The sequence below is a fragment of the Dermatophilus congolensis genome, assembly GCF_900187045.1.
GTDB classification, from domain to species: domain Bacteria; phylum Actinomycetota; class Actinomycetes; order Actinomycetales; family Dermatophilaceae; genus Dermatophilus; species Dermatophilus congolensis.
In genome coordinates, this window is sequence record NZ_LT906453.1 from 317,107 (window position 1) to 338,684 (window position 21,578).

Here is a 21,578-nt window from a genome sequence, read left to right on the forward strand (position 1 = left end):
TGGTTCTCCATCCGCAAACGCATCCCCCTCGACCGATTCCACCCCTACGCCACCCCCACCAACACCTTCCACGCCCGCCGCATGCGTACCGACATGCCCGGCCTAGAGATCTACAACACCTACAAACAAGCCGTCGAAGAAGCCTTCATGCCCGCCCTAGGAATCGGCCGCGGCGGCGACGGCAAAAAAGCACTCGACCTCCTCCACGACATCCAACGCGCCGCCCCCGTCACCTCAATCAACGCCCTCTTCCGCGACCGCGTCCTCGAACGCCCCACCACCTACGAACGCTTCGACGCCGGACTCCACGAATTCGACACCCTCACCCGCAGCCACACCGAATTCACCAGCATCGTCCAACAAATCGAACTACTCCGCCCCATCACCGAACGCAAAAAAGCACTCGACACCGCACAACACAACGCCCACCAAGTCACCTCATTCGGCAACCTCCACGGCGGCGAATCCACCTTCGAATACTGGAAAGCCACCACCTGGGTCAACATCCTCGACACCGCCGACGACGACCTCACCAACCGCCGAAACACCCTACGCACCGCCGAAAAAAAACGCCGACACCCGCGCCCACGACCTCACCACCCAAGCCGAAAACCTCCGCCACGACTGGGAAACCCACGGCGGCGGCGACCTCGACCGCCTCCGCCGCGAAGCCCACACCACACGCCGAGAACTCGAACGCATCCACGACAGACGCACCCGCGCCGCCACCACCACCGGACTCGGCAACAACCTCCCCACCACCCGCGACACCTGGGAAAACGCAACCACACACGCCCGCACCTTCGAACACACCGCACAAACCCACCTCACCCAACTACGCGAAAACGCCAACACCGCCCTCCTCACCTCCGCAGCCAAAGACAAAGAAGTCACCGACCTCGCAGCACAAATCGCCGGACACGAACTACGCGCAGGCAACATCGAAGACAACCTCGACCGCATCCGCCTGCACCTAGCCGAAACCGCAGGAATGACCCGCGACCAACTCCCCTTCGTCGCCGAACTCCTCGACATCGCCCCCGGCGAAGAAAACTGGCGCCACGCCGCCGACTCTGCCCTCGGCGGATTCGCCACCACCCTCCTCATCCCCCGCGACCAACGCGCCCACTTCAACCGCGCTATCGACGGCATCACCACCCCCCGCCGCATCCAATTCCGATCCGTCGACCCAGACCTACCCACCACCCGCAACCCCCACCCCAACAGCCTCGCCTCAAAACTCATCACCAAACCCGGCCACCCCTACGCCGGCTGGCTCAGCCAACGCATCGACGACACCTACACCCACATCTGCGTCGAAACCGCCGACGAACTCACCGACGACAACACCCCACGCATCACCCGAGCCGGACAAGAACGCCACGGCGACCGCGGCGCCATCGGCGGAAACCGCATGCCCATCATCGGATTCCTCAACGAAGCCCGACTCACCGTCCTACGCGAACAACTCGCCACCGCCACCAACAACGCCGACATCGCCCGCGCCGCCCACGCCGAAGCCGACCGCGCACTAGAAAACTTCCGAACCCAACGCCGCCAACACAAAGCCCTCCTCGACCTCACCTGGGAAGACCTCGACCCCACCCCCACCCAACAACGCCTCGACGACCTCACCGAACGCATCACCACCATCGAAAACGGCTCCACCTCCCTCACCGAAATCGACCAGCGCTACCGCGACTGCCTCAACGCCGCCGACGCCGCCAAAAAAGAAGCAGGCAGCCTCGCCGCACAACGACGCACCATCGAAAACGACATCGAAAACATCAGCGAACTCAAAGACCGCTGGCTCACCGCCACCGAAAAACAAGAACGCGCAGGCCAAACACTCACTGACGAACAACGCAACTACCTCGACGAACTCCTCGCTGCCGATGGCCCCAACGCACGAGAACGAGACCAATTCGAAAACGCAACCAACCGCATCCGCCGCACCCTCACCGAAGCCCGCACCCGCGCTGAAGAAGAAGCCGAACGCGCCCGCGCCGACCTACTACGCATCTTCAGCGACTACCTCAGCAAATGGCCCAACAACAACCTCGCCCCCGAACTCGAGGCCTACCCAGACTTCCTCGACATCCTCCACCGTCTAGACGCGCACGGAGTTGAAGAACGCCGCCGTGCCTGGGCAGCACAGATCATGCAATGGATCGGTGAACACATCTACGCCATGATCCGTGAATTCCAGATCGCCTCCGACGCAATCGAAGAACGCCTCACCCCTATCCAAACCGTTCTAGACACACTCCCCTTCAGCATCCGCGCCAACCGGCTACGCATACGCGCCAACTACGCACCAGCCAGCGAAGTGCCCCGCTTCCAGAAACAACTACGCGTACTCGCCGAGAACATGACAGCCACCACCGAGACCCTCGACGACGAGGCCCTCGTTACCTTCGCCGAAGCACAATTCGCTCGTGCTACTCATCTTCTCGCTCAAGTGCGAGAGAAAACTCCTGCCGGCGCAGATAACCGGGTGCGCGATCAGCTCCTCGATGTACGCACTCACCACATTTTCAGTGCCGACGAAGTCGACGCTGAAGGCAATGTTGTAATGAATTACAACAACATCGCTGGCAAATCAGGCGGAGAAAGCCAAGAGCTGATCGCGTTCATCACCGGCGCGGCTTTGCGCTACCAACTCGGTGACGACAACCGTGCCCGCCCTGTTTTCGCTCCAGTGATCCTCGACGAGGCATTTATTAAAGCGGACTCGATGACAAGTCACCGTGGTGCAGAAGCATGGCCGCGTTTGGGATTCCAACCCATCGTGGTTGCCCCTGAAGGATCATTTAATGCTCTAGAGCCTCATTTTGATCAGCTCGTCGCTGTCACTAAAGATCCAGAAGGCCACTCAAGTATTCACATGCTCACAGACGCAGAACGTGCTCATGTCAGGGAAGGCGAATAGCGACATTCATCATCGGCGATGTCGGTTTTCAATCCTGAAAAGAAGACTTTTCGATGATGTTAATGGATTCTAGAAGTGACTTTTGCCGCCTGCCCTTACGGCACCATAGAAGGCCCGGGTAGCAGCCCTACCAGCGAATCCTTTCGTAACGGAGTCCATATCTTTGAGGAACTGAGCATCAATTTTTTTACGCGACTTTTTAAAGTTCGAAGCGCCGAGATTCAGGGGACCTTTAGGGCCAAAGTTCCGGTAGCCGAAGTCATGCCGCACACACGGGTTGTAGAACTTTTTAGACCAACTCTTCCCCATCCCTAAAGGAACACTGCACCCATCGGTAGTCCAAACAAAAGCTTTATTCTTTGGATTACTTAGTTCTTTTTCGCGAAAGCTAATGAACTCAGAAAGCGGTGGCTGAAACATCCAGACATTAGCCTGATTTTCAAGATACTTCCTGGCACCCTTTCCCTCTAGAGTCTCCCCCGAGGACCTATCTATGGTGTCGACAAACCCACTTGGAACCTCTTCTTTGGCAACTTCTTTTTTAAGAGATTCAATTTGCCCACCAGGAAGAGCAGATATTTTCTTCTCAAGCTCCTCTTCACTAAGCGTGAGGATTTCTTCAACTGTCCCTAAGTTCGGTGCACCTTTGAAAGGGACAACATCCTTCAATGAGCCTTTTTTCGATGCAATGTCCCCGGTCTTACTGACATGAGAGTAGGCCTCAGAACCTAGAGCTGGGTGGCTAAAAACTAATAATGAAGCCAGTGCGACAGAAAATGAAGATACAGCTAACTTGAATGCGCCATTCATTTTATTCCCCCAATATCGACTGAGTGTCAACTGAAGATTAACTGAGCACCTCAGTGGGGGCAAATAAGACATTAACGGGATGAGGATCCCTGGAAGATTGGTGAGCTAAATATAATTTTCAATTGTCGATAAGACTATTTGTTTTATTTGACCTACTTCATATAAGTGAAGGCAAAAATGCTGGGTCTGTCACCATTCTGATGACAGACCCAGCTGGCGCCGGCGGGGCGCCTTCACCTGAACGGCGCATCGTGACTCCCCAGCCCACGATGCACCACGCTCAGATGAGTCAACGTCCGTGACAGATGCTCACAACACTCCCGCGTCACGGACGAGCTTTCCCAGCACTGAAGAGTCCAACTTGTCACCAGCCCACTTCCGGAAAGCAGCAGGCCCAGGGATCTCCATCTTTTCGCCGTCACGCAAAGCGGAGGTAGCAGCAAGGAGAGTACGGACGTCATACGTACTGGCGAACGTCTCCGGCACCGCACGCTCAACACCCAGAAGGCGATAGACGGCTTCCATGCCGGTTCGGACTGAATATTCAGTGGTGAAGATGGTGTCTCGGCCTGTCTCTGCAAATTGCCCGAGGAAGGCGAAGTTCACTGCGCCTTCAGGCACGATGTCGGGACGATCACCAGCTCGGCGAGGCATGAAGAAGCTAGTGACATACGGCATCATTACGGGCACGGTCTTAGCGCCGGTGGCAGCGAGTTCATTGATTTCAGCAAGTGGAACACCGAGGTGATACAGCCATTCGGCGGTGATTTCCTCGCCGGTGCATTCGCTCATCGGTTTCTTGATGTAGTCACCAGGGGTGTCGACAAACAAGGAATAGATCCAGGCGACAATTTGATCTTTCGGCTGGTTCTTGAAGTGCGGTTGCCGGTTGACCGTCCAGCTGAGGAGCCATGAGGAATCTTTGACTGTAACGATTCCACCGGTGACAACGCGGCCACTGAAGGGATCACGCCGGGTGATCTTGCGAATGTATTCGGGGATGCGCTCATCGAGGGTGGTGGCGGTGGCTGATTGCCACTTGCTCTCATCAATGGATGAGCAGAACACTTCAGGTCGACCGAAGGATGGGTCTTTTCGGGCGATCTTTTTCCAGAGTTCCCATGCTGGGGCTGGGCCGCGATCAAGCTTTGCAGGGGTGGCATGGTCACCGTTGTCAGAGTTGTCGACCAACGATCCAATGGTGGTCAGAACGAGGTCGTTGGGGGTTAGGTCAATACCACCTGGGGTGCCTTCTTTAACCCAGTGAATACGGGTGGCGAGTTTGCGCTGCGCGGTGATGTCGAAGTCGATATCGAGGACATCGGTCTCGTATTGGAAGGTCACTCCTTGATCGATGAGCCATTTGGTCATCGGAAGGATGAAGGATTCGTATTGGTTGTACTTGCTGAACTTAAGGGTGGAGAAGTCAGCAAGGCCGTCGATGTGGTGAATGAAGCGGTGGAGGTAAAGCTTCATTTCTAGGGCGGAGTGCCAGGTTTCAAAGGCAAACATGGTGCGCCAGAACATCCAGAAGTTGGATTCGAAGAAGTGCTCGTCAAACACTTCGTCGATGCGTTTACCTTCCATCGACTCTCGGGTAGCAAGGAAGAGTTTCACGATTTGTTTCTGGGCTTGCTTATCGAGAGTGAACAGACCGAGGGTGTCGATGGGCTGGCCCTGATTTTGAGTGGCGCGGCAGAGGGAGTAGTTGGGGTCATCTTTGTTGAGCCGGTAGAACTCATCCAGAACGGAGATGCCTTCTTCTTCCAAGGAAGGAATGCTGCGGAAGAGGTCCCAGAGGCATTCAAAGTGGTCTTCCATTTCGCGACCGCCGCGGATAACGAAGCCACGTTCGGGTTCTTTGATGCCATCCATGGCGCCACCGGGGATTTTGCTGCGTTCAACGATGGTGATGTGGTTTGCAGGAACACCACCGTCGCGAATCATGAAGACAGCTGCCGATAGTCCTGCGAGCCCGGCGCCGATAATCCAGGCATGTTTATCGGGGGCTCCTTCGGGGATGCGGGGTTGTGCGAAGGCCTCGTATGTGCCGCTGCTGAATTGCATCGGGGATCCCTTCCTGCTCTGCGTGGTGTCGGGCCGATCAATGTTGGCGGTCGTACGGGAATGTGCGGTGTGTGTTGGTTCAACTTTGAGTCGGCTCAATTATTACGTGTCTATCGTAGGCGCATGACAGGGGACAAAAATGAGAGCTCAGTCACAAAAACTCGGATTTCGAAAAAGTCCGCAGCCACAATGAGCCGACGGGAACGAGCACGAGCCGACAAACGTGCACGTATTTTGTCTGCAGCTGCGGATCGCCTTCGGGCACAAGGGTTTGAGCGAACAACGGTGGCTCAGGTAGCTGAGGATGCAGACGTAGCGGTGGGGACAGTTTTCCAGTACGCCGCGACGAAAGCCGAGCTGCTGATGATGGTTGCGCATGAGCAGTGGGCGACGCTGATTTCGGAGAATTTGGCACGGGTTGAGGCCACCACCGAGGAAAATCCCGAATTGTGGGACGACGTAGAGCGGATGGCTCGGTTGGTGGTGCAACCGCTGGTTGAGTTCGCTTTAGAGCAGCCAGAAAACAGCGCTGCCGTGGCTCGAGAATTGCTGTTCGGCGCTGAAGGACCTCATCGAAGTTCAGTGGTGGTGTTGGCGGCACAGGTGGAGGCTGTCATCGCAGAAGTCTTGCGTCGTGGCGGACGTCCGGAGGGGGCCGAGGCAGCGGCCCGGCTGATTGTCTCGGGTGCTGTGTTGGAGTTGAACCGTACGCGGACGGGGTTGGCTGATGCTGGTTCAGTGGAGACCCGGTTGGCCACGTTGATCGGAGTAGCTGTTGCGGGTGCGGCGCCGCGATGATTGACCAAGGTGAAACAGGGTCAAGGTTTATGCCGGATTACTCGGCAACGGACAGTCAGCGTTCTCGGCGGCGCCGGGCGCAATGTGGCAGGAATGGTGGTGCGGCAGTGGGGTGGCCGTGGCGAGGGTGGAGCGGTATGCGACGAACGAGTGGGTAGAAGGCGTGTCCGACACCGAAAGCGAGTAGGTGCCCAGCGTCAGTAAATGTGCCGGAAAAAATAACAGCGGCGGTCAGGTAAGCGGTGCAGAAAATCATCCACGTATTGCGCGGCCATCCACGTAGGCAGTAGCCGAATAGGGCGCAGACTGCGGCGAATCCGTAGCTAGCACCGACATCTACGGTGAAGGCGATCCCAGGTGAGAGGGCTCCGCGGCGAACATTCCATTCGATTCCGCCTGCAGTCACGAGGGTGGCTCCGACGTGTCCTGCCCAGAACACGGCAAGGAGGCGGGCTTTTCCGATCCATCGTTCGAGGGGTGCTGCAACGAGGGTAAAAAGAATTGTCCAGACGAATAGCTCGGTGGGGGTGACGTAGAAGGCGCTGCGTAGCAGAACAGGAACGGGGTCGGTGTGGAGTTCGTGGAGGTTGGTTGATTGCGCGGCGAGGAACGCGGCGCGCAATTTGGGGCGGGTGTGGCCTAGTAGCCAGGTGGTGAAGGCAAGGAGGCCGAGGTAGGTGTAAGTGACGGGTGCGGTACGGACCCAGTGGGTGAGGTGGGGTAGGAAACTACGCCAAGTGCGGGTGATCGCGATGGCCCAGGGGGTGTGGAGGTGACGTAGGGCGAAGAGGGCAAGGAGCGCCAGAGCGACGGAGGCGGTGAACATGCTTGCTCCTTCGAGCGAGGCGGGCCACGTCTCGGGATGTGGTGACGCCCGCGTGTGTGGGCGGGCGTCACAGGTTTACCGAGGTGGGGCGGGGGTCACCGTTGTCAGATCTGGTTGGTGGGGGTGCGGTTTTTTTCGGCAGCGGCTTTTTTGGAGTCTTTGATGGAGGTCCAAACCTGAAGGGCGACGGGTATGAGGGATATAGCGACGATGCCCACAGCGATGAGGTCCACGTTTTTGGCGATGAATGGGATGCCGCCTAGGAGCGCTCCTGCGGTGCACATGGTGGTCACCCAGAGTGTACCGCCGAAGATGTTCCAGCCGACGAATCGCTGGTATCCGTATTGGGTCATGCCAGCAACGAGGGGCACGAAGGTGCGTACGAGGGGTACGAAGCGGGCCAGGACAATGGACCTTCCGCCGTATTTGGCGAAGAAGGCTTCGGCCTCGTCTAGGTATTTGGTTTTGAGGATTTTGGCGTCGGGTTTGAAGAATTGGCGACCGAATTTGTGGCCAAGGAAGTAGCCGACTTGGTCGCCGAGGATGGCGGCGATGGTCGTGAAGAAGATGAGGGTGAAGAGGGAGTAGCCGAGGGGTTCGTGGAGCAGGCCGGCGGTGAACAGGAGTGAGTCTCCGGGGAGGAAGGGGAAGAGCACTCCGGATTCGATGAATGTCATCGTGGCCACGCCGACCAGTGCCCATGGTCCCCATCCTTGGATCAAGGTCATGGGGTCGAGCAACCCACCGACTGCGGGTGCTGGGCCAGCCAAGAGGCTGGGAAGCATAGTCTGCATGTTTAAAAGGTAGGGCTCCCACATTGAAGTTTGCCTGAAGGTGGTTCTGTTTGGTGGGCGGGTGCTTTGTGGGTGTTTTGCGTGTCTTTGGGTGGGGTGTTCAGGGGTTCTTCAGGGCTGAGCTCGCACCGTTGTGGTGACTGCGAGGAGAGACGCTGATGACATTGCATTTTTCGCCGTTGTCCGGTGTGTTTCGGTCGCGGCGTGGTTCGGGTGGGGTGCTTCCGGGACGGATTGTTGTGGAGCGTGCCGTGGCAGTGCCTGTTTTGGTGGGCGGTGTGGGGTTGTTGGGTGGTGCGTTGGGGTTGGGGGCGTTTGTGACGCGGGTTGGTGCCGAGCAGACGGGTGAGTTGGCGTTGGAGGTGACGATTGGGCGGCGGCACACGATGTGGTTGTCGGATGTGGCGCATTTGATTGATTTGGCGTTGTCTCCGGTGGCGGCGGTTTTGGTGACTGTGGTTGTTGCGTGGCTGGTGGCGAGGCGGAATGTGGTGGCGGGGGTGGTGGTTGCGGTAGCTATTGGTGGTGGTTGGCTGGTAGCTGGGGCGACAAAGCTGCTTTTTTTGCGGTTGCGGCCGCCGATGGAGACGGTGCGGGCGTTGGTGTCGGAGGTGGGGACGACAAGTTTTCCGAGTGGGCATACGGCGTTTGCTTGCTCGTTGTTGGCTGCGATGGTGTTGTTGGTGAGGATGTGGGGTCGTTCGTCTGCATGGGTGTGGGTGGTGGGGGTGCCTGTGGTGTTGGGGGTGGGGGCAAGTCGGTTGTATTTGGGGGCGCATTACTTGGGGGATGTGGTGGCCTCGCCGTTGTTGGTGGCTGGGGTGACGTTGTCGGGTGTGGGGTTGGTGTCGTTGTTTTGTGGTGGGCGGCGCGTTGTGTGATGGGGGCGTGTCGGTGGGTGCGGTGAGGCGGTTTTTGGTGTTTGTGGGGCGGCGTCCTGGGGCGTGGTCGTTGCGTCGTCAGGTGGTGGTGTTGTCGGGGATTTTTTTGACGGTGTTGTTGGGGATTGGGTTGGTGTTGTTTGTGATCGCGTTGCGGGCTGTGTTGGTGCAGTCTGCTTCGGATGCGACGTTGAATCAGACGTATCAGTTGGCGCAGGCGGTGCGTTCGGGGGATACGACGCCGGTTCATGCGGTACAGCGTGCTGCTCCTGGGAGCACGATGTTGCAGGCGTTGTCGCGTGACGGTCGGGTGTTGGCTGCGTCGGGGAATGCGTTTGTGACGGTGGCGTTGGTGGATCCGATTCCGGGTGTGGGGAATGCGGTGACGCAGCAGCATGAGGGGTTTTTGGATTTGGCGGGTGATTCGGATGCGTATGTGGCTAGTGCGCAGACAGTGGTGACGCCTGGTGGTGAGCAGGTGACGTTGGTGGTTGCTCAGCCGTTGGAGGTGGAGTCGCACACGATTGAGATCGCGGTGATGCTGTTGGCGGTTGCGTCAGTGGTGTTGGTGGGGGTGGTGCTGGTGTTGGTGGACCGGGTGTTGCGTAGGGCGTTGGAGCCGGTTCGGCGTATCACGGAGCATGCTGCTCACATCACACGGGCGCGCACGAGTGAGCGGGTGGTTGTGCCGCCTACGGGGGATGACATTGCGGTGTTGGCGATGACGGTGAATGAGATGCTGGATCGGTTGGCTCGGGCTGAGGAGACGACGCAGCGTTTTGTTTCGGATGCTTCGCATGAGTTGCGTAGTCCGTTGGCGGCGGTGCGCACGCATGTGGAGATTGCTGAGCGGGGTGCGGGGTTGGATTTGCCGTTGGTGCGGGCGGAGGTGATGCGAGTGCAGGCGTTGGTTGAGGATTTGTTAACGCTGGCTAAGAGTGATGATGAGGGGCTTCGTTTGGTGCGGGAGCCGTTGGATTTGGATGAGATTGTTTCGGCGGAGGCGCGGCATTTGCGGGTTGTGACTGATGCGCGGGTGGAGGTGGTTTTAGCTGCGGCTGAGGTCTGGGGTGATGGGGCGCGGTTGGGTCAGGTGTTGCGGAATTTGACGGAGAATGCGCGGCGGCACACTTCGGGGGTTATTCGGTTGGTGATGGAGGTGGATGGGCAGGTTGTGCGGGTGCATGTGGATAATTCGGGGGCGCCGGTTCCGGAGAAGGATCGGTTGGTTATTTTTGATCGGTTTGCGCGGTTGGATGCGGCGCGTGAGCGGGATTTGGGTGGGAGTGGTTTGGGGTTGGCTATTGCGCGGACGGTGGCGGAGTTGCATGGGGGGTCGTTGGTGGCTGGTGTTGCGCCGGAGGGGTGGTGTCGTTTTTCGTTGACGTTGCCGTTGGTCTGAGCGCATCACGGTATTTTTGTGCGTCGTTACTGTCCGCAACCGTTGTTGTGGCCAGGCACGGTGTATTTAACCCATGGCGGGTACGGACTTTTCGGGACTCTTGATTTGCAGGGTGGCTACTGCCGGATCCTTGCGCAGGGTCTTGGTTGCACTGTCGTGGCTGTTGAATACCGTCTTGCTCCGGAAGGCACGTTGGGTGAGTCGGTCGAGGATTTTATTGCGGTGGCGCGCAGTGCGACTGTTTCGGAGCCTGTGGTGTTGGCGGGTGATTCGGCGGGTGGAGCTATTGCTGTATCAGCAGCGGCTGTTCTTCCAGAATCTTCGGGGCTGCTGCTTACGAACCCTAATTTGGATTTGTCGCTTGCTGCTTTTGATTCGGCTGGGCGTGGGGTCTTCTGGGGCGTTGGGGTCTTCCTGATGCTTTTGTGGCTGTCGACGCTCGGAGTGGGTTAGGTGGTGGTGATGGGGTTGAGGCGGTAGCCGGCGCCGCGGAATGTTTCGAGGCTGCGGCGTCCAAAGGGGGTATCAATTTTTTTGCGGAGGTTGCCGATGTAGACCTCGACGATGTTGTCGTTGCCTTCGTAGTCGGCGTCCCAGACGTTGTCGAGGATGTCGGCTTTGGAGACGACTTCGTCGGGGTGGCGCATGAGGTATTCGAGGACGGTGAATTGTTTTGCGGTGAGGGTGATTGGTTCGCCGCAGCAGGTGACACGGTGGGCGGAGGGGTCCATGACGAGGTCGCCGACGATGAGGTTGGTGGGGCGTTCGGGGGCGCCGCGACGGGCAAGGGCGCGTAGTCGGGCGACGAGGACGATGAAGCTGAAGGGTTTGATGAGGTAGTCGTCGGCGCCAAGGTCGAAGGCGTCGGTTTGGTCGTATTCGCCGTCTTTGGCGGTGAGCATGAGGATGGGTGCCCAGTTTCCTGCGGCGCGGAGGTTTTGCAGGACGCGGTAGCCGTTACGTCCAGGAAGCATGATGTCCAGGATGATGACGTCGTAGTGGTTTTCGGTGGCGAGCCATTGGCCGGTGATGCCGTCGGCGGCGAGGTCGACGACCATGCCTTCGGCGTTGAGTCCGCGGCGGATGCCTTCGGCGAGTCCGTTTTCGTCTTCGACCAGGAGTATGCGCACGGGTGTCCTCGGGGGTGGGTGAAGCGTCGCGTCGTGGTAGAGAGTGTGTCAGGTTGTTTGTGCCGGTGGTGTGGGGACGGTGGTGTGGGTGGGTTGGCCGTAGTGGGGGCCGTAGACGGAGTCGATGCCTTCGTTGAGGAGGATGGTGGCTTGTTGGGTTCGTTCAATGCTTTGGGCGGCGATGTGGGTGATGCCCAGGCTGCGTAGGAGGCTGACGATGGCGCGGATTGTGCGGGGGGCGTCGGGGTCGTGGTCGAGGTTGTTGGTGAGTTCTTGGGCGAGTTTGACGAAGTGGAAGGGGCGGCGGATGAAGGTGATTAGGGGGGCGTGTCCGGTTCCGAATCCGTCGATTCCGAGGGGGAATCCGTCGTTTCGTAGCTGGTCGAGGGTGGTGAGTGTTTCGGGTTGTGGCTGGGTGAGTGCGGTTTCGTTGATTTCTAGGTGCAGGGCGTGGTGGGGGATTTTTGCGGTGGCGCAGGCGTGGCGGGCGTGGCGGGGAAAGTCAGGGTTGCGTAGGTGGTCGGCGGCGATGTTGATGCGGATGTAGAGGTCAGGTGTGTGGGGGTGGGTGGCGCGTAGGTCAGCGATGGCGGTGGCTGCTTGGGTGAGCATGTTGGTGCTGAGGGTTTCGCTGAGTCCGAATTCTTCGGCGATGGGGAGGAAGCGTTCGGGTGGGACTACGCCGAGGGTGCTGTGGTGCCAGTGTGGGAGGGCTTGCCAGCCGTGGGTGTGTTGGTGGTTGGGGCCGGCGTGGATGGGGTGGAGTTCGAGGGTGATGGTGTTGTGGTTGATTGCGTGGCCGAGGTGGTGGGCGATGGTGGCGCGTTCGGTGGCGCGGTGGGCTAGGGCGGTGTCGAAATGGATGTGGCGTCCTCGGCCTCGTTGTTTTGCCTCGTACATGGCTAGGTCGGCGTGACCTAGGAGGGTGTCTGTGGTTGCGGGTTGACCGGGAGTGGTGTGAGCGATACCGATGGATAGGGAGATGGAGTGTTGGTGGCCGGGCAGGATGGTGGTTGGGTTTGCGCAGGCGGTGCTGACGGTGCGAGCGAGGTGGTCGATGTGGGCGTGGTCGGTGTAGGTGGTGATGATGACGAATTCGTCTCCGCCTTGTCGGCAGAGGAGGTCTTCTGGGTGTAGGTGTGGGGGTATGTGAGTGGCGATGTGGCGTAGGAGTTGGTCACCGACGGCGTGGCCCCAGGTGTCGTTGACTTGTTTGAAGTCGTCGCAGTCGATGAACAGGACGGCGATTTCGTTGGTGGGGATGGTGGGGTCGGCGCGGTGGGCGAGTCTGTTGTCGAGTTCGCTTAGGAGGGCGGCTCGGTTGGCTAGTCCGGTGAGTGAATCGTGGGTGGCTTGGTGTCTGCTGTGTTCTTCGGCGCGGGTGATGGCGCGCATTGATCGTTCGAGTCGGATGAAGATGAGGGTGAGCAGGATGCTGATGAGGATGGTGCGGGTGAGGGTGTCGACGGTGCCGAAGCTGGGGATGAGGGTGGAGAGGATCGTTGGGGAGATGGTGAGGGTGATGAGTGCGATGCCTCGGTCACGCAGGGGGTGGGTGCGGGTCCAGTTGCTGTGGGTGCGGGTGCGGGTGTGGCCGATGCTGGGGTGGGTGGCTGAGCGGAAGAGGGCGTAGTGGGCGATGAGGTAGCCGATGTCGATGAGGGGACCGGGGGTGGTGATGTCGTAGACGATGGCTAGGTAGGCGGTGGCGCTGTCGAGGAAGGTCCAGGCCGCGGCGCAGACCATGAACCAGCGCAGTGATGTGCGTAGGACGTTGGCGTCGGTGGCCAGGTGAAGGGCTAGTACGAGGAAGACGAAGTCTAGGGGTGGGTAGATGGCCCAGACGAGGCCGGAGGCGAGGGGGGTTTCGTTCAGGGGTGCTAGGACGCAGATCCACAGGGTGAGGGTGCTGCCGATGACGGAGGCTGCGGCGTCGAGGCGGGCGAGTCCGTCGTGGCTGCCGAGTTTGTAGGCGCCGCGGGCGAACCAGGTGCCGAGTACGGCGTAGCTGGCGAGGAAGAAGAGATCGGCGGGGGTGAATTGTCCGAAGATTGTTTCTTCGGATTCGGCGAGGACGGTGCAGGCGAGCAGGGCGCAGGCGATGCTGGTTTGTATCCAGGATCGCAGTGGGGTGGCGCGTAGCAGGATGGGGCCGGCGGCGGCGCCGAGGAAGAAGATGAGATTGGTGATGATGGAGGCGGTGTGGCCGACTCCTTCGGGGTCGAAGGTAATGAGGGTGCTGGCAAGCAGGAGCAGCAGGGTCGCGAGGGCGGGGATAACGCGGTCGGTCGTTCGTCTGGTTGGGGGTGTGTGGCCTCGGGGCGTGGTGCGTGCCCCAAGTGCCGGGTTCATTCGAGGTTGAGGTCGGGGACGGAGTTGGCCAGGGCTTGGTCTGCTTGGACGGGTTTGCCGAGGTAGAACCCTTGGGCCCATTCGAATCCGAGGTCGCGCATGAGGGCGAGTTGGGCTTGGGTTTCGATGCCTGCGGCGACCATGGGTAGTCCTACTTCGCCGACGGTGTCGGCGATGCGGCGGACTCGGCTTTCTTTGGGGTCGGGGTCGGCCAGGAGTGCCTGGGGGTGAAGTTTGAGGATGTCGACGGGGAAGTCTGCGGCGGCTTCGAGTAGGTCGAGGTCGTCTGCGGTGAATCCGTCGAGGCAGAAGGAGATTTCTTCTTGGAGGCGGTGTAGTCGGGTGGTGACTGCGGGGTCCGCTTCGAGGATGTGTCGGAAGGTGGTGGTGGTGATGTCGACGAGTAGTCGGTCACCGGGGATCCCGAATTTTTCGAGGGCGAGGATGATGTCGCTGGGGGCGGTGCGGTGGGTGACGAATTGTTCGGAGAGGTTGACCGACAGGATGAGGGTGCGTTTTTCGGATGTCTGCCAGCGCGCGAAGTGGTAGAGGGAGTCGTGCAGGACGGTGAGGTCGATGTCGCGCATGCGTCCGTTTTTCTCCGCGGTGGCGAAGAAGTCGGCGGGCCAGTCGGTGGTGCCGTCGCTGTTGCGGTGGCGGGCCAGGGCTTCGAGGCCTTGGAGGTGGCCGGTGTTGAGGTTGTAGAAGGGTTGGAAGTAGGTGATGAGGGGCAGGGGGTCCCGCTGACCGTTGTGGAGGGCGCCGGTGTCTACGGGTTCCCTTGAGGGTTGTGTCACTGCCCCACCTTTCTACGTTTCGTTTTTTTGATCGGCCGGTAGGCGACCGTTTTGAGGTATCACACCTAATTGTTGCGGCGTGGGGGGTCGCTTGTCGGGTTGTTTGTTGTTCTCGAGGGTGGCGTGTCGCGTTATTGTCACTGATTTTCAAAATACAGCGTTGTGCGCGCAGGTTGTGTTGTTTGTCCGAGGATGTGGTTTGTTGATTATTTGAGGGACCGTTTGCTCTGGCACGTCGCGGTGGGTGGACGTAGGTTGGGCGTAAATATGGTGCGCGTTGTGTGTTCCGGTTTGGTGTCGTGGCGCGTGCTTGGACGGTTTCCCGGAGGTAGCGATGGATCCTTTTGAGCTTGATGATGTAGCGCAGGCTGATCTGTATGGGCCATGGGTGAGTCGGTCCCCGGGTGATGTGGCGGAGTTGTTTCGGGGGTATTTGGGGTCGTGGTGGATTTCGGGTGGGTGGGCGGTGGAGGCCTTTACGGGCGTGTCACGTAAGCATGTAGATCTGGATGTGTACGTGTTGCGTAGCCAGTTGAAGAGTTTGCGGGTGCAGTTGAGCGGGCGTCAGCATGTGTGGGCGGTGACCCCTGGTGGTGCGTTGTATCCGATTGCTCCGGAGAAAAATCCGGAGGGTTCGGCTGAGGAGGTGTTGCCGGAGGGGACGCGGGATGTGTGGACTCGTCGTAATGGTCGTCAGCCGTGGGAGTTCGATATTGCGTTGTCGGAGTCTTCGCAGGAGGAGTGGGTGTATCAGCATGACGGGTCGGTGCGGCGTCCGATGTCCGAAGCGCTGTGGGAGAAGGATGGTGTTTTTTATGTGCAGCCGGAGATGGCGTTTTTGAGTAAGGCGCGCACGATGACGCCGCGGGATGTGTCTGATTTTGAGGTGGTGTTGCCGTTGTTGTCGGATGATCGGCGGGCGTGGCTGCGGGGGGCGATCGAGTCGACGTTGGGTGATCATCCGTGGTTGGCGCCGTTGGCTGAAAGCGCTGGGGATGAGGCTGTGCGGGAGTGATTTTATGTGTGTGCCGCCTCCCCCGGTGTTTGCGGGGTGAGGCGGCACTTTATGGCGTTGCCGTTTCGGCCGTTGTTCAGCGGCGGGTTACTCGCTGGGTGGTGACGGGGCTGTAAGGCTGGTGTGCACCGAGATAGCGGGTGAAGGAGTCGATGTCCAGGCCGCCTTGGTGACGTTTGGTGCCTTTGCTGAAGGTGGTGAATCCGTCTCCGCCGTCGGCGAGGAAGGAGTTCGTGACGACTCGGTAGGTGGCGGCACGGTTGATGGGGGTGCCGTTGAGTTTGACCGAGTTGGGGACGACTTTGCCTTTGCCGGATCCTTCGGCGCGGTATTCGTAAGTGAATCCGTCACTGACCTGGAGGATTTTGGCTTCGGAGCCGGACCATTGTTGTTCGAGGATCTCGTAGATCTGGGCTCCAGTGAGGTCCAGGGAGACGATGTTGTTTCCGAATGGCTGGACGGAGAAGGCCTCTTTGTAGGTGACTACGCCTTTTCCTTCACCGGCGGGTGAGGACGCGTGGGTGAGGTCGGCGCGGATACCGCCGGGGTTCATGAATGCGATTTGGGGGGCTTTGCCGTTGGTGGCGGCGCTGGGTTCGCTGCGGAATGCGTCGGCGATCAGGTTGCCTAGGGGGGTGGATCCGGTAGCGTCACGGTCTGCGGTGACGTCACCGGTGATGGTGCCGACTTTTTTGTTGGCGATGGCTTTGACTTTGCCGGTGTAGGCAGAGATCAGTGCGGTCATGGCGGGGTCTTTGGCTACGTCGCGGGTGACAACGTGGTTGGAGGCCCGCATCGTTTCGCGCACGAAGTCTTTGGTTGAGGGGTTGTAGGTGGCATCGACCTGCGCGAAGAGTCGGCCGTAGTGCCCTGCCTGGGTGACTAGGCGTGGTTTGCCAGCGGGGTCCAGGACCGAGCAGGTGTAGGACTCGTGGGTGTGGGAGGACATGATGAGGTCGATGTCTGCGGAAAGGTTCCGCGCGATCGGTGTGATGTCGCCGGTAAGTGATTTGCCGTCTTTGCAGTGGTAGTTCCAGGGGCTTTTTGCTGGGACGTTTCCGCCTTGGTGAACCAAAGCCACCATCGCGTTGACGCCTTTTTTCTTCAGGAACGCGGCGGTTCGGTTGCCAGCGGCAACCTCGTCTTCGAAGGTGAGGGAGCGCACCCCGGACTGGGAGACGATGTCGGGGGCTCCTTTGAGGGTCAGGCCGATGAACGCGACCGGTGCCCCGTTGACTTTGCGGATGGCGAAGGGGGCGAGGTTTTTGCCCTCTTTGTCTTTGATGTTGGCTGCGACGTAGTCGAATTTGGCGCCTTCGAATTTGTGCAGCGCGCAGGAGGACTTGTTGGAGTCTTTTTTGTCTTTGAAACATCCGCCGTCGGCGATGCGGCGCAGTTCGGTCCACCCGTGGTCGAGTTCGTGGTTACCGACAGCGGCGACGGACAAGCCGATCCGGTTGAGTGCTTCGATGGTGGGTTCATCGTGGAATGCTTGAGACAGGAATGGGGAGCCGCCAATGTTGTCTCCAGCGGAGACGGTGATGCTTCCTGCTCCGGCTGCTGCGGCTTTCTGGCGTGCTTTCTGCAGGTGTGTGGAGAGGTATTCCACTCCCCCGGCTGGGATCTTTTTGCCTTGCGCGTCGGTAACGACACCGCCGCTACCGGCAGGAGGTTCTAGTGCGCCGTGGAAATCGTTGATTCCCAGGATCTGCACCTTGCGCATCCCATTTGTGCCTTTTTCGGGTGCGTCGGGGGACGCTGCCATTGCTGGCTGGGTCGATGTGGCAGCGGCGGCGTATCCGGCCGGCGATAGGGCTAGAACAGCGACCGTAGCGATTCCACAGGCTAGGGCTGCACGTGATCGTGAACGTGTCATGACATTCCTTATTTCAGGAGGGGCTGTATTCCAAAGGGTGTCGAGAGCATTGGGGTGTGCCTGTGGCGTGGCCTGCTCGATCACGTGATCATGTAGTTGGCTGCCGTCGCGCACGTTCCTCATGCTGCTCTTCAATGCCACACGGTACGGCGAAAACGCTGCCGAGTAAGTGGTTCTCGTGACCCACGCAGAGTGAGTTGTCCCGCGATAGTGGCCTGTGGTGTCGCGCCTGGCGGTGGCTGTTCAGCTCAGTGGATGCGGTACAGCTCTCGGCATTCTCCTTCGGAGTCGATGTCATCTATGCCGTTAGGGCTGCTTGTTGCGGAGACCATCCACCCTTTGCCGTCGTTGACTGCCACTACACCGACAGGTTCTCTGCCCGGGAGTGTGACGGAATAGGTGGCGCAGCTGTTGAACTGCACGAATGCGTCGATTTCGGTGTCGGGGCGGAAAAGGCCTTGGGAGTCAGCCCATCGCTGCACGGGAACCCGAACTCGCGCGTCTTGGAAGGTGTCGAATGGTGGGGCGAACAGTCCTCCTAGAAGCAAGCCTGTCGCGGATGCTACTGCTACCAGCGTTCCTGCTGCGATGATCACACCGGTCACCACACCCGCCCGCTTCATACTGCTTTGCCCTTCGTTACGCATCGTTGCTACGAAGCCCCCTTTTTTTGCTTCTCTCATCCCATCGGTCACCGGCCGTGGTGTGGATGAGAGAAGCACCTTACGTCTGCGCCTGCCCCACACTCCCGTATGGGGATTCGGTTTTTGTAGTGAACCGAACCCCCATACGGTGAATCAGATCATGCCGCGTGTATACCGCTGCGGGCCAGGGCTATAGCCGCCCTACTTGGCTGGTACTGCGGTGTTTAGAAAGCGTCTTTGGTGTCATCGAACTTGGGTTTTGGCAGTTTCGATTCGGGTACGAGTTCCCATTCTTCGAGGTGAGAGCGCAGTTGCTCAGATGCGTCGATGTTCAGCGGGCTAGAAACCCACATTGCGTAGGGCAGATTGACGTAGCGCTTTTCTTTTACTGCGGGAAGATCTTTGGTTGAGGGGTTCGCTTCGAGCAGGGCGATTTTTTGAGCCATTGTTTGTTCGCCGTAGCTGACGAAAACGATGGCGTCTGGTTTGCTGGCTGCAACACGTTCCCAGGACACGGTTGTCCATGTGTCGTTGACGTCTTCCATCACGTTGCGGCCACCTGCGGTGTCGATGACTGCTTGTGGTCCACCGAACTTACCGCTGGTGAATACGGTTTCTGTTCCCGAGTCGAAGACGAGGACATTGGGTTTTTTCTCGGCCTGCGGTGCGCTTTCGAGTGCTTTACGGCGCTGGCTGATGTCTTCGATGACTTTGGCTGCTTGGTCTGATTTACCGGTCAGGGTGCCGAGGTTTTTCAGGTCTGTGTCCAGGGCGGTCCAGGGGTCGGTGACGCCGCGTGCTTTCTGGCCGTCTTTTTGGCGGCAGCTTTCGGTGAGGATGTAGGGGGCAATGTTTTTTCCTTGGAGAACCTTGGGGGTGACTTGGTTTTCCTTGTAGCCGTAGTTCCATCCGGCGACGACAACATCTGGGCGCTGCGCGATGAGGGTTTCGAGCGCAGGCATGTTGTTGCTGACTTCTTGTTTACCGCCGAGGGCGTCTTTGCCGTAGTGACGGGCGAGGGTTTCGGCGTTCTTTTCCAGGCTGGAGAAGCCGCTGATCTTCTCCCCTGCTCCGATGGCGAGCATCATCGCGATCATGCCGGAGTCGTTGACGAAGAAACGCTTCGGGGAGGTGGGGAATTGCGCCGGTTGACCGCAGTTGGTGATGGTAGTTCCACCAGCGGCGGCGTTCGTTCCGGGGGTTGAGCCGCTGCTGCAGGCACTGATCCCCAGTGCAAGGGCTAAGGCTGCACTGGTGAGGGGAACGAGGTGACGATGTTTCATTGGTTTTCTCCCATGAGATGACTGTTAGGGCGCGGGTGGCTCATGCTTTCGAGCAGCAGGTGTTCTTGTCCGCTGCGGGGGTGGGGGGCGGTGGCGGTGTGCACACCGAAAGCGCGGGCTGTTGCTTGACCAGTGATGACGGTGTGGGATTCGCCTGCGTCTTGGATACGGCCTTCGTGAATAACGGCGACGTTGTCGAAATAGGCCAAGGCGAGGTCAAGGTCGTGGATAGCTGCGACGACGGTTTTGTCTAGTTCGCGCACGAGGTCCAGGAGCGCGATTTGTTGGGCGATGTCCAGGTGGTTTGTTGGCTCGTCGAGGAAAAGCAGAGGTGTGTCTTGTACTAGGCCGCGCGCGAGGATGACTCGGCGGCGTTCACCGCCGGACATATGTCCCATGGGGCGGTCGGCGAAGTCGGCCATGCCGACGGCTTTGAGGGCTTCCAGGACACGTTCGTGTTCGCTGTGGCCGGGCCGGGACCATGGGTTGAGGTGAGGGGTGAGGCCAAGTGCTACGTATTCGCCTGCGTACTGGTCGGCGAGGGGATTTTCGTCTTGGGCGACGACGCTGACCAGGCGGGCTCGTTCGCGAGGTCGCATGGTGTGTAGGTCGGTGTCATTGACGTGAACGTGGCCTGCGGCGGGGGTACGGATACCGGCGAGAGCTCGGATGAGGGTGGATTTGCCAGAGCCGTTGGGGCCGACGAGGGCCAGGCTGTGGCCGGCCTGCAGGTGGATGTTGGCGTTGCTGAGGATGGTGCGTCCGTCGATGGCTACGGCTAGGTCGGTGGCGGTGAGGCTGGGGGTGTTCATCGGCTGTCTCCGAATCGGTAGGACTTACGGCCCAGCAGGAACAGGAACACTGGGGCTCCGATGAGGCCGGTCAGGACGGAGAGGGGCAGTTCGACGGGGCGGACTGCGACGCGGGAGAGCACGTCAACCCATACGAGGAACACGGCTCCTGCCAAAGCGGCGACGGGGGTAACGGCTCGGTGGCCTCCGCCGACGAGGAGCCTGGCGATGTGGGGAACGATGAGACCTACGAACCCGATTCCACCGACGACGGCGACGATTAAGCCCACGAGAAGGGCTTGCGATACGAAGAGACAGATGCGCAGGCCTCGGACGGGCACGCCAAGCGCGGCGGCGGTGTCGTCTCCGGCGGCGAGAGCGTCGAGCCATCCGGACAGTCCGAGGGCGGCAACGGTGGCGAGTGCGGCGGCGATTACGGGGATCCACACGTTGTCCCAGGTGGCGCCGGAGAGGCTGCCGAGAAGCCAGAAAAGTACGGAGTTGGTGGCTTGCGGGTCTGCGGCCCAGAAAACGAGGAAGCTGGCGAGGGAGGAGAAGGCGCTGGAGAGGACTGTTCCGGTCAGGATGAGGCGTAGTGGGGTGAGTCCGCCTTGGGCTTGGGCGACGCCAAAGACCAGCAGCGCAGCGGCGAGCGCGCCAGCTAGGGCACCGACGGTCAAGGCCCAGTTACCTGCCCAGGCAGCGAACCCTAGGGCGATGACGGCGGTGGCGCCGACGGAGGCGCCAGAGGAGATGCCCAGGAGGTAGGGGTCGGCTAGGGGGTTTCGGACGAGGGTTTGGATGGCGGTTCCGGCGATGGCCAGTCCGGCACCGGCGGCGATGGCGAGGATGGCGCGGGGAAGACGCAGTTCCCAGACGATGAGGGAGGCCGGGTCCGTGCTGGTTCCGGGGCCGTTGGCGATGGCGTCGACGACAGTGGGCAGTGGGAGTGGCTCGGCACCGAACCCGAGTGAGCAGATCGCGCTGACGATGAGGGCGATCAGGAGAGCGAAGGCGGTCCAGAAAGCCGGTAGTCGGCGACCGTGGGAGGGTTTCGCTCGGCAGGTGTGTGTGTCCAACGCGACTCCAGATGTTCGCGGTGGGGCCGAGCGGATGTTACCCCGTCGCGAGGAGCGCGACAGGATGCCCAGTGGAGCGGTGTCGTTAATCCTCCGTCGGG

At 59.8% G+C, this 21,578-nt stretch carries 20 protein-coding genes; 6 read left to right on the forward strand and 14 right to left on the reverse strand.

The features are described from left to right. Positions 1-234: 234 nt before the first annotated feature. Together CKV89_RS12445 and CKV89_RS11590 are read right to left on the reverse strand one after the other, a co-directional pair. Positions 235-363 (reverse strand): hypothetical protein, encoded by a 129-nt coding sequence (locus CKV89_RS12445; RefSeq protein WP_269148690.1) that lies wholly within the window; start codon positions 361-363, stop codon positions 235-237. 186 nt (positions 364-549) lie between these two features. Continuing rightward, positions 550-963, reverse strand: coding sequence for a hypothetical protein (locus tag CKV89_RS11590; protein WP_157728061.1), 414 nt, complete (start codon positions 961-963; stop codon positions 550-552). Positions 964-991: 28 nt separating this feature from the next. Between CKV89_RS11590 and CKV89_RS01315 the strand changes: the two genes are divergently transcribed. Next, the gene (locus CKV89_RS01315; RefSeq protein ID WP_028327339.1) at positions 992-2,932 is read left to right on the forward strand and encodes an SbcC/MukB-like Walker B domain-containing protein; all 1,941 of its coding nucleotides are present in this window, start codon (positions 992-994) and stop codon (positions 2,930-2,932) included. A 69-nt stretch (positions 2,933-3,001) separates the two neighbouring features. Here CKV89_RS01315 and CKV89_RS01320 read toward each other — a convergent pair whose 3' ends face one another. Both CKV89_RS01320 and CKV89_RS01325 read right to left on the reverse strand, forming a co-directional pair. Next, a complete protein-coding gene (locus CKV89_RS01320; protein WP_051277563.1) occupies positions 3,002-3,742 on the reverse strand; it encodes a phospholipase A2 in 741 nt (246 codons plus the stop codon). Between the two features lie 309 nt (positions 3,743-4,051). Then, positions 4,052-5,809, reverse strand: coding sequence for an oleate hydratase (locus tag CKV89_RS01325; protein ID WP_028327338.1), 1,758 nt, complete (start codon positions 5,807-5,809; stop codon positions 4,052-4,054). A 123-nt stretch (positions 5,810-5,932) separates the two neighbouring features. Between CKV89_RS01325 and CKV89_RS01330 the strand changes: the two genes are divergently transcribed. After that, a complete protein-coding gene (locus CKV89_RS01330; protein ID WP_157728062.1) occupies positions 5,933-6,607 on the forward strand; it encodes a TetR/AcrR family transcriptional regulator in 675 nt (224 codons plus the stop codon). 55 nt (positions 6,608-6,662) lie between these two features. Here the strand turns inward: CKV89_RS01330 and CKV89_RS01335 are convergent, their stop codons facing one another. Continuing rightward, complete coding sequence (locus CKV89_RS01335; RefSeq protein WP_051277561.1) at positions 6,663-7,433, reverse strand: rhomboid-like protein; 771 nt, start codon at positions 7,431-7,433, stop codon at positions 6,663-6,665. A gap of 104 nt (positions 7,434-7,537) precedes the next feature. Continuing rightward, positions 7,538-8,218, reverse strand: coding sequence for a VTT domain-containing protein (locus CKV89_RS01340; RefSeq protein ID WP_051277560.1), 681 nt, complete (start codon positions 8,216-8,218; stop codon positions 7,538-7,540). A gap of 167 nt (positions 8,219-8,385) precedes the next feature. On the opposite strand from CKV89_RS01340, the gene CKV89_RS01345 reads away from it, so the two are divergent. The 3 genes from CKV89_RS01345 to CKV89_RS01355 are packed head-to-tail and all read left to right on the forward strand — an operon-like array spanning position 8,386 to position 10,963. Next, entirely contained in the window at positions 8,386-9,108 is a 723-nt protein-coding gene (locus tag CKV89_RS01345; RefSeq protein WP_095068423.1) for a phosphatase PAP2 family protein, read from the forward strand. Further along, positions 9,086-10,510, forward strand: a complete 1,425-nt coding sequence (locus tag CKV89_RS01350; protein WP_084441073.1) for a sensor histidine kinase — start codon at positions 9,086-9,088, stop codon at positions 10,508-10,510. Before CKV89_RS01345 ends, CKV89_RS01350 begins: the two co-directional genes overlap by 23 nt. Positions 10,511-10,528: 18 nt before the next feature. Further along, positions 10,529-10,963 (forward strand): alpha/beta hydrolase, encoded by a 435-nt coding sequence (locus CKV89_RS01355; protein WP_157728064.1) that lies wholly within the window; start codon positions 10,529-10,531, stop codon positions 10,961-10,963. Here CKV89_RS01355 and CKV89_RS01360 read toward each other — a convergent pair. The 3 genes from CKV89_RS01360 to CKV89_RS01370 are packed head-to-tail and all read right to left on the reverse strand — an operon-like array spanning position 10,960 to position 14,789. Continuing rightward, entirely contained in the window at positions 10,960-11,640 is a 681-nt protein-coding gene (locus CKV89_RS01360; protein ID WP_028327334.1) for a response regulator transcription factor, read from the reverse strand. The genes CKV89_RS01355 and CKV89_RS01360 overlap by 4 nt on opposite strands. A gap of 48 nt (positions 11,641-11,688) precedes the next feature. Then, entirely contained in the window at positions 11,689-13,992 is a 2,304-nt protein-coding gene (locus tag CKV89_RS01365; RefSeq protein WP_028327333.1) for a putative bifunctional diguanylate cyclase/phosphodiesterase, read from the reverse strand. Next, on the reverse strand, positions 13,989-14,789 hold the full coding sequence (locus CKV89_RS01370; RefSeq protein WP_028327332.1) for an EAL domain-containing protein: 801 nt from the start codon (positions 14,787-14,789) through the stop codon (positions 13,989-13,991). Before CKV89_RS01370 ends, CKV89_RS01365 begins: the two co-directional genes overlap by 4 nt. A gap of 334 nt (positions 14,790-15,123) precedes the next feature. Here CKV89_RS01370 and CKV89_RS01375 point away from each other — a divergent pair, with 334 nt between their 5' ends. Next, positions 15,124-15,804: a nucleotidyltransferase domain-containing protein gene (locus CKV89_RS01375; protein ID WP_051277556.1), complete on the forward strand. Its 681-nt coding sequence runs from the start codon at positions 15,124-15,126 to the stop codon at positions 15,802-15,804. A 76-nt stretch (positions 15,805-15,880) separates the two neighbouring features. On the opposite strand, the gene CKV89_RS01380 is transcribed toward CKV89_RS01375, so the two are convergent. From CKV89_RS01380 to CKV89_RS01400, 5 genes are all read right to left on the reverse strand, one after another. After that, entirely contained in the window at positions 15,881-17,680 is a 1,800-nt protein-coding gene (locus tag CKV89_RS01380) for a bifunctional metallophosphatase/5'-nucleotidase (protein ID WP_028327330.1), read from the reverse strand. A gap of 248 nt (positions 17,681-17,928) precedes the next feature. Continuing rightward, the gene (locus CKV89_RS01385) at positions 17,929-18,375 is read right to left on the reverse strand and encodes a hypothetical protein (protein ID WP_154657651.1); all 447 of its coding nucleotides are present in this window, start codon (positions 18,373-18,375) and stop codon (positions 17,929-17,931) included. A 173-nt stretch (positions 18,376-18,548) separates the two neighbouring features. After that, positions 18,549-19,607, reverse strand: coding sequence for an ABC transporter substrate-binding protein (locus CKV89_RS01390; RefSeq protein WP_028327328.1), 1,059 nt, complete (start codon positions 19,605-19,607; stop codon positions 18,549-18,551). Further along, complete coding sequence (locus CKV89_RS01395) at positions 19,604-20,419, reverse strand: ABC transporter ATP-binding protein (RefSeq protein ID WP_034401220.1); 816 nt, start codon at positions 20,417-20,419, stop codon at positions 19,604-19,606. The genes CKV89_RS01390 and CKV89_RS01395 overlap by 4 nt, the downstream gene beginning before the upstream one ends. After that, a complete protein-coding gene (locus CKV89_RS01400; RefSeq protein ID WP_084441067.1) occupies positions 20,416-21,477 on the reverse strand; it encodes a FecCD family ABC transporter permease in 1,062 nt (353 codons plus the stop codon). Before CKV89_RS01400 ends, CKV89_RS01395 begins: the two co-directional genes overlap by 4 nt. Between the last annotated feature and the right edge of the window lie 101 nt (positions 21,478-21,578).

What these genes read in the sequence shown, in the direction of transcription:
- CKV89_RS01390 (WP_028327328.1), bottom strand. Translation starts at nt 19,607, where the DNA reads ATGAAACATCGTCACCTCGTTCCCCTCACCAGTGCAGCCTTAGCCCTT.
- CKV89_RS01320 (WP_051277563.1), bottom strand. Translation starts at nt 3,742, where the DNA reads ATGAATGGCGCATTCAAGTTAGCTGTATCTTCATTTTCTGTCGCACTG.
- CKV89_RS11590 (WP_157728061.1), bottom strand. Translation starts at nt 963, where the DNA reads ATGCGGTCGAGGTTGTCTTCGATGTTGCCTGCGCGTAGTTCGTGTCCG.
- CKV89_RS01315 (WP_028327339.1), top strand. Translation starts at nt 992, where the DNA reads ATGACCCGCGACCAACTCCCCTTCGTCGCCGAACTCCTCGACATCGCC.
- CKV89_RS01330 (WP_157728062.1), top strand. Translation starts at nt 5,933, where the DNA reads ATGACAGGGGACAAAAATGAGAGCTCAGTCACAAAAACTCGGATTTCG.
- CKV89_RS01325 (WP_028327338.1), bottom strand. Translation starts at nt 5,809, where the DNA reads ATGCAATTCAGCAGCGGCACATACGAGGCCTTCGCACAACCCCGCATC.
- CKV89_RS01340 (WP_051277560.1), bottom strand. Translation starts at nt 8,218, where the DNA reads ATGCTTCCCAGCCTCTTGGCTGGCCCAGCACCCGCAGTCGGTGGGTTG.
- CKV89_RS01375 (WP_051277556.1), top strand. Translation starts at nt 15,124, where the DNA reads ATGGATCCTTTTGAGCTTGATGATGTAGCGCAGGCTGATCTGTATGGG.
- CKV89_RS01345 (WP_095068423.1), top strand. Translation starts at nt 8,386, where the DNA reads ATGACATTGCATTTTTCGCCGTTGTCCGGTGTGTTTCGGTCGCGGCGT.
- CKV89_RS01395 (WP_034401220.1), bottom strand. Translation starts at nt 20,419, where the DNA reads ATGAACACCCCCAGCCTCACCGCCACCGACCTAGCCGTAGCCATCGAC.
- CKV89_RS01380 (WP_028327330.1), bottom strand. Translation starts at nt 17,680, where the DNA reads ATGACACGTTCACGATCACGTGCAGCCCTAGCCTGTGGAATCGCTACG.
- CKV89_RS01335 (WP_051277561.1), bottom strand. Translation starts at nt 7,433, where the DNA reads ATGTTCACCGCCTCCGTCGCTCTGGCGCTCCTTGCCCTCTTCGCCCTA.
- CKV89_RS01365 (WP_028327333.1), bottom strand. Translation starts at nt 13,992, where the DNA reads ATGAACCCGGCACTTGGGGCACGCACCACGCCCCGAGGCCACACACCC.